This is a genomic window from Marinobacterium sedimentorum (genome assembly GCF_024267675.1).
GTDB classification, from domain to species: domain Bacteria; phylum Pseudomonadota; class Gammaproteobacteria; order Pseudomonadales; family Balneatricaceae; genus Marinobacterium_A; species Marinobacterium_A sedimentorum.
In genome coordinates, this window is the sequence record NZ_JALDYX010000046.1 from 21,436 (window position 1) to 28,519 (window position 7,084).

7 protein-coding genes are annotated in these 7,084 nt (G+C 59.8%); 5 read left to right on the top strand and 2 right to left on the bottom strand.

Annotated elements, in window-relative coordinates:
* Window positions 1-127: 127 nt before the first annotated feature.
* From map to MRS74_RS22065, 3 genes are read left to right on the top strand one after another with little or no spacing between them, the layout of a single operon-like run.
* Window positions 128-898, top strand: a complete 771-nt coding sequence (gene map / locus MRS74_RS22055) for a type I methionyl aminopeptidase (RefSeq protein WP_254582446.1) — start codon at window positions 128-130, stop codon at window positions 896-898.
* Window positions 899-919: 21 nt separating this feature from the next.
* Window positions 920-3,610 (top strand): [protein-PII] uridylyltransferase, encoded by a 2,691-nt coding sequence (locus MRS74_RS22060; protein WP_254582447.1) that lies wholly within the window; start codon window positions 920-922, stop codon window positions 3,608-3,610.
* Between the two features lie 53 nt (window positions 3,611-3,663).
* Window positions 3,664-3,960, top strand: coding sequence for a DUF1244 domain-containing protein (locus tag MRS74_RS22065; RefSeq protein WP_254582448.1), 297 nt, complete (start codon window positions 3,664-3,666; stop codon window positions 3,958-3,960).
* Window positions 3,961-4,081: 121 nt separating this feature from the next.
* On the opposite strand, the gene MRS74_RS22070 is transcribed toward MRS74_RS22065, so the two are convergent.
* Together MRS74_RS22070 and MRS74_RS22075 are read right to left on the bottom strand one after the other, a co-directional pair.
* Window positions 4,082-4,540 (bottom strand): LPP20 family lipoprotein, encoded by a 459-nt coding sequence (locus tag MRS74_RS22070; RefSeq protein WP_254582449.1) that lies wholly within the window; start codon window positions 4,538-4,540, stop codon window positions 4,082-4,084.
* Window positions 4,541-4,542: 2 nt separating this feature from the next.
* Window positions 4,543-5,253: a FlgO family outer membrane protein gene (locus MRS74_RS22075; RefSeq protein WP_254582450.1), complete on the bottom strand. Its 711-nt coding sequence runs from the start codon at window positions 5,251-5,253 to the stop codon at window positions 4,543-4,545.
* A gap of 233 nt (window positions 5,254-5,486) precedes the next feature.
* On the opposite strand from MRS74_RS22075, the gene MRS74_RS22080 reads away from it, so the two are divergent.
* Together MRS74_RS22080 and MRS74_RS22085 are read left to right on the top strand one after the other, a co-directional pair.
* On the top strand, window positions 5,487-6,683 hold the full coding sequence (locus MRS74_RS22080; RefSeq protein ID WP_254582451.1) for a flagellar assembly protein T N-terminal domain-containing protein: 1,197 nt from the start codon (window positions 5,487-5,489) through the stop codon (window positions 6,681-6,683).
* Window positions 6,684-6,789: 106 nt separating this feature from the next.
* The gene (locus MRS74_RS22085) at window positions 6,790-6,990 is read left to right on the top strand and encodes a hypothetical protein (protein ID WP_254582452.1); all 201 of its coding nucleotides are present in this window, start codon (window positions 6,790-6,792) and stop codon (window positions 6,988-6,990) included.
* Window positions 6,991-7,084 lie beyond the last annotated feature (94 nt).

Sequence of the window (7,084 nt, forward strand, 5' to 3'; positions counted from 1 at the left end):
TACCATAGCGGAGGTCGTTTTTGAAGCGCGGCTTTCGCTCGGGGAGCATATTTCGCTACAATCCCAGTACTTGGCCGCAAGCGAGCATTGCCGGCAACACATGAATGAAGCATCACGACGAGACGCCATGACTATCAGCATCAAGACACCCGAAGACATCGAAAAAATGCGCATTGCCGGCCGTCTGGCCGCCGAAGTGCTGGAGATGATCGAGCCGTTCGTAAAACCCGGCGTCACCACCAACGAACTGAACCAGATCTGTCACGACTATATCGTCAATGAACAGAAAGCCATTCCGGCACCGCTAAACTACCACGGTTTTCCCAAATCGATCTGCACTTCCGTCAATCAGGTGGTCTGCCACGGTATCCCCAATGACAAGGCGTTGAAGAACGGCGACAGCATCAATATCGACATCACCGTCATCAAGGACGGTTACCACGGCGACACCAGCAAGATGTTCCCGGTCGGCAAGATTGCCCCCCATGTCGAGCGCCTGGCTGAAATCACCCAGGAATGCATGTACAAGGCCATCGCCCTGGTCAAACCCGGCGCGCACCTGGGTGATATCGGCCATGTGATCCAGCAGCATGCCGAAGCCAATCACTATTCAGTGGTACGCGAGTACTGCGGCCACGGCATCGGTCTGGAGTTTCACGAAGACCCCCAGGTACTGCACTATGGTCGCCCGGGCACCGGCGTTGAGCTGCGCGAAGGCATGATCTTCACCATCGAACCGATGATCAACGCCGGCAAGCGCCACGTCAAACTGTCCAAAAAGGATGGCTGGACCGTTGAAACCGTTGACCGCCGCCTGTCTGCCCAGTGGGAACACATGATCCTCGTCACCGCCGATGGTCATGAAGTTCTGACCCTGCGCACCGAAGAATCGCTCTGATCATTCATCTAGAGGCTGCCCATGTCGACCCCCACGCCTGACGACACCCCGCTGCTGGATGCTGCAGCCTTTCGTTGCGCACTGGATGCAGCCCGCTCCCCGGTGCCGATTTTCAAAAAAACCATCAGGGACGCCCAGGAGCGCATGCATCAGCGCTTTCGGGACGGGGAGGACATTCGCAAGCTCATCTACGGCCGCGCCTGGGTCATTGATCAGGTCCTTTGCGCCGCCTGGAACCTGTTCGAGTGGCCGGACGATCAGCACATTGCCCTGGTGGCGGTGGGAGGCTACGGTCGCGGCGAGCTGCATCCGCACTCGGATGTCGACATCCTGATACTGCTCAACGGTATCGAAGCCGTGTCCGCCCAGGACAGCATCAGCGGTTTTCTGACGCTGCTGTGGGACATGTCACTGGACATCGGCTCCAGCGTTCGCAGCGTGGACGAATGCTACGAAGAAGCCCGCAGCGACATTACCATCGCCACCAACCTGATCGAATCCCGCACCCTGGTGGGCAACCCCCAGCTGCAACTCGACACTTACGAGCGCGTGACCTCGGAGGGCGCCTGGACCGACCGCGAGTTCTTTATCGCCAAACTCAACGAGCAGCGTGACCGCCACGAGCGCACCAACAATACTGAGTACAACCTCGAACCCAACCTCAAGACATCCCCCGGCGGCCTGCGCGACCTGCAGACCATCGGCTGGGTGGCCAAGCGCCACTTTGGCGCCACCTATATTCGCAACCTGGTGGATCACGGCTTCCTGACCGAGTCCGAGCTCGACATCCTCAACAAGGGCGAACTCTACCTCTGGACCGTGCGCTATGCGCTGCACATGCACTGCAAGCGCCGCGAAGACCGCCTGCTGTTCGACCACCAGCGCACTCTGGCCGAGTACCTTGGCTACAAGGACCAGCAGGGCGCCCTGGCCGTCGAGCAGTTCATGAGCAAGTACTACCGCATCGCCAAGGCCATGTCGGAGTTCAATGACATGCTGCTGCAGTACTTCGATGAAGCCATTCTCAAGGCCGACGACGAACAGCTTATCAGGCCGCTGAACAAGCGCTTTCGCATCCACAATGACTATATAGAGGTGCGCAGCCCGACAACCTTCAGCCGCCACCCCTTCGCACTGATGGAGCTGTTTGTACTGCTGGCCCACAATCCGTCCATCAAGGGTGTGCGGGCCTCCACCATCAAACTGATTCGCGACCATCGCCATCTGATCGACGACAATTTCCGCACCGATATCCGCAACACCTCGCTGTTCATGGAACTGCTGCGCTCCCCGGACGCGGTCTCCACCGAACTCAAGCGCATGAACCGCTACGGCATCCTCGGCCGCTACCTGCCGGAATTCGGCGAAATTGTCGGCCAGATGCAGCACGACCTCTTCCACATATACACCGTGGATGCCCACACCCTCAAAGTCATTCAGAAGATGCGCCAGCTGCGCCACAACGACTACCGCGAACAGTTCCCCATCGCCCATCGCATCGTCAATCAGCTGCCCAAGATAGAACTGCTCTATATGGCCGGCCTCTATCATGACATCGCCAAGGGGCGTGGCGGCGACCATTCGGAGCTCGGCGCCGAAGATGCGCTGCGTTTCTGCCAGAACCACCACCTGGGCAAATGGGACTCCCACCTGGTGGCCTGGCTGGTGCGCAACCACCTGCTGATGTCCATGACCGCCCAGCGGCGTGATATTTCGGACCCCGAGGTTATCCACCGCTTTGCCAAGCACTGCGGCGATGGCGTCCATCTGGATTATCTCTATGTGCTGACCGTGGCCGACATCAACGCCACCAACCACAGCCTCTGGAACAGCTGGCGCGCCACCCTGCTGCGCCAGCTCTACACCGAAACCAAGCGGGCGCTGCGCCGCGGACTGGAAAACCCTGTCAATATCGAAGACCGCATCGAGGAACTGCAGTCCGACGCCCTCGCCGCCCTGCGTCGCAAGGGCATTCACGATAATGACGTGCAGGAACTCTGGAGCAATATCGGCAACGACTACTTTCTGCGCGAAGATGCCAACAATGTCGCCTGGCATACCGAGGCCATTCTTGAGCACGGTCGCAACAAGCTCCCACTGGTGCTGGTAAAGAAAACCTCCTACCGGGTATACGAGGGCGCAACCGAGATCTTCATTTACAGTGAAGACCTGCCCAACCTGTTCCCCGCCACAGTCGCGGCACTGGACCAGCTGCACCTGAGCATCCAGGATGCGCGCATCATCCTGACCGACGACGGCCGCACCCTGAACACCTATTCAGTGTTGACCGAAGACAACCTGCCATTGTCGGAAAACCCCGATTATCTGGCCAACATCAGGCACACCCTGGTGGAAGAGCTGGACGACCCGGACGACTTCCCGGATATCATCCAGCGTCGCGTACCCCGCGCCCTCAAGCTGTTCGCCACCCCGACCCGGGTGACTATCAGCAACGACCCTGTCATGCAGCAGACTGTACTGGAAGTCAGCAGCCCCGACCGCCCCGGTCTGCTGGCGCGCATTGGCAGTATCTTTGTCGAATTTGGCATTTCGGTCCGCAAGGCCAAGATCGCCAGCATCGGCGAGCGCGTGGAGGATTACTTCTTTATCACCGACGCCAACGAGCAGCCCATCAGCGACCCGGAGCTGTGCCACAAACTGCAGGACACCATCTGTCGCCAGCTGGATGAACAGGTCCAACAGGAACATTAGCAGCCCCGGGCCGGCGCAAGTTGCATTCGCAGGCCTGGGCACAAGGAGACCCCATGAATCAGCAAACCCGTACCGAAATAGAAGCCGCCGTTTTTCGCCGCCTGGTTGAACATCTGGATAATCGCAAGGACGTGCAGAATATTGACCTGATGAACCTGGCGGGCTTTTGCCGCAACTGCCTGTCCAAGTGGTATGTTGCCGCCGCCGCCGAACAGGGTGAAAGCGTCGATTACGAACAGGCCCGCGAACTGGTGTACGGCGAGCCCTACGCCGACTGGAAGGAAAAGCATCAAGCTGAAGCCAGCGCTGAACAGCTGGCCAGTTTCAAGCAAAAAAACGAGAAAGACTGATCAGCAGCCGCCTATAGTCATGGGAACCCGGTCTCCGTGCGAAGTATCCGACACCGCGGTATTCGCTCGCAGAGCGAGCTCCTACGTCACCCTGGCCGCGCAGCATCGCAATCATCGATAGCTACTCGCTCACCGCCCAGGCGCGCTGCACCTGGCTCAGGTCCAGCTCCAGGGTGGTGGCATAAGTATCATCCTGCACCGGATAGGTTTTCACCACCCGGGCGCCACGCACTATGCCGGACACCGCTGCGCGAAAGCGGTCATTCTGCACGACCATGTCGTTGACCTGGGTCGTACCGTACAGGTATTGCCCATGCACCAGGGCGGCCAGCTCCTGATAGGCACGCAGCTTGGATGCCCGCATGGCCAGCAGCACCCGATGCTGCTCAGTCTGCCCGGGCTGCAAGCTGATAGGGGCATAACCGGTCGCCGTCACCAGCTCGGGTGCACGACGCTCAACCTCCTGCGGCTGCCCGGTAAAATGCGCCGACGCCCCCTGCCAGCCATGCTGCACAGAACTGCAGCCCACCAGCAGCGCTAGCGCAACGCCTGCCAGACCCACTCTGATCCCTGCTGTCATGCTCATCGCTCCAGTCCCACCGGGCCACGGCCATTTTCGATAATCATGCCGGCCTCCAGCGCCTGCATCGGATCAAATCCTGGCAGCGCACCTTCAAGGCGCCCATCAGGCACATGGGTCTGCCCGCTGGCGAGCACCTGACGTGTGGTGGTATCCAGCACCCGCGCGTTCAGCACTACGCCATCGGGATAGTGGGCATAAGTGCCGGTCAAAACGAAATAAATACGATTGCGACTAAACAGCACCGACAGGTTCTGCCGCGACAGTGGCGCCTTTTCGGTGGTGGTAAGACTCAGGGCACGGTAGTCGATCAGGTTGTACTGCGCCTGCTGCATCTGATAGATGAAGTTCTCCGCCACGCGCTCTCCCAACAGATCGGTGGCCGTTTCCGCCGTATCACCGGCCAGCTCAACGAAGGGCAGCACCGCCATGGGCAGGCGCTTGACGCGACTTTCCCGCAAGCCCACCGACAGCTGGCGCACCATCTGCGCTACGGCTTCGCTCATGGGGTCCGTCAGCGCCCGGGACTCCAGCAGACTCAGGGATGCACTGCCGGGCGCACCGCTCAGAGTGACAGAGCCCCCAGCACCCTGCTCGCGCAGCTGAGCCACGGCACCATCACCAAAGGATTCCACCTGCACCGCCACGGGAGGGCGCGCCTGCATGGCACAACCCGTCATCAGCAGCGCCAGCACCCCAGCCAGTCGTTTCATTATTGTCATCCGTCATTGATCCGCAGCCAATCTAGCACAATGCCCGCCAGGGTTAACATCTACAGCCTTTGAACGTGCCCCGCACAGACCACTGCAACACCTGCCCTGAGTGCCAGACATCACTCATCAGGGCACGCCTGCATACTTAAAGCAGTCACACCGCGACGGCATAGTTTGCAAGGCTCGTTCAAATTGCATACCTTTGCCCCAAGAGTATCGGCCCGAGAGCGCACATGTTTAGTCTTCTGTTACGCATCACAGGCCTCGCGGTCCTGCTAAGCCTGGCCACCGGCGCTCAGGCCCAGAGCATGCAGGCCGAAGGGCGCGCCATGATAATAGGCTCCGATCTCGCCTCGGCACGCCGCGCCGCCATCCAGGATGCGACCGAACAGGCCGCACTCCAGGCCGCAGCCTACATAAGCGTCAACCAGCAGATTAACGACGGTATACTGGAAGTCGACAACCTGCATATGGCCTCCCTCGGCAAGATCAGCAACGTGCAGCTGCTGGACGAAAAGCGCCAGGACAACTGGCTCCTGGTGCGCATCAGTGCCGATGTCGATATCGCCCAGGGCTGCAGCAATGGCAGCAGTCATCAGTACCGCAACCGTCTGGCCGTGACCGCATTTGTGCTGCAGCGCCCGCAGGACGCTAGCCTCGGCCGGCTCGGTAATATTGAACAGGCACTGGCGCTTGAACTGGCAGAGAAACTGAACCTGAATCCGCGTCTGGATGCGCTCAATGCAGGCAACACCCGCCTGATCGACAACCCCCTAAGCGCCCCCACCCGCCAGCTCGACAACGGCCGTCTGCTAACCCTGCTGCCCCAAAGCGCGCAGTTCGGCCCGCAATACCTGGTCTCGGGCGTGATACGCGACCTGTCCATGCAAAACCCGGCGGTGCACAGCGAGCAGAATGTCCTGAAACACTGGTTCAACCGCGCCCAGCCACAGGATGACCGCTATCTGCGCAGCTTTGCCATCGACCTGTTTGTACATGACGCCCTGTCCGGCGCCCTGCTGTTCAGCCACCAGTATCACACCCAGGGACTGTGGAACCTGCCGATGGAGCAAAACACCGGTTTTGCCAGCGCCGCCTTCTGGCAGCAGGATTACGGGCACAAAACCCGGCTGCTGTTAGACCAGATCGGCCGGGACCTGGGCGACGAACTGGCCTGCCTGCCCTTTCGCGCCCCCATCTCCCGCATAGAAAACAACCGCATCTGGTTTGACGCCGGCGCCAATGCCGGCATCAGCAGTGGCGACAGACTCAGCCTGCTGCGCCTTGACCGCCTGCGCGACAACAGCCTTGATAACAGCCGCCAGACAGTCGTCGTCGACGATGTACAGCCGCTTTCCGCCAGCGGCACGCTTGGCAACAGCAGCGAGGTTTTCAACATCCAGCGCGGCGACCTTGTCGGCAGCCAGTAGGGCTTCGCCCAAGTGTTCAGGTCGCTGAATAACGACAATAGGCCCGGCCCGGTTTTTTCCCTATACTAGGCCGCTTTATCCACCCCGGATCAGGATTGTAACCAAGATGCAACAGACTGAAATGTTCGCCTTGCTGGAACGCAAAATCGAAGAAATGCTGGAAGAAGTTGAGCTTCTGCGCATGGAAGTCACCGAACTGCGTGATGCCAAGGATGCGCTGGAAGCCGAGAAATCCGAATCGACCCGTCGCCTGCAATCCCTGCTGGCCCGTTTCGAATCCATTCAGGCCACGCAGTCAGCTGCCTGAGATACAGGCACAGGGCGGCAGATCCCGTATCTGCCGAACACAAGCCCTGTTCCTGCGCATCCATGCACCCACAGGATAAGTACGTCCCTGTACA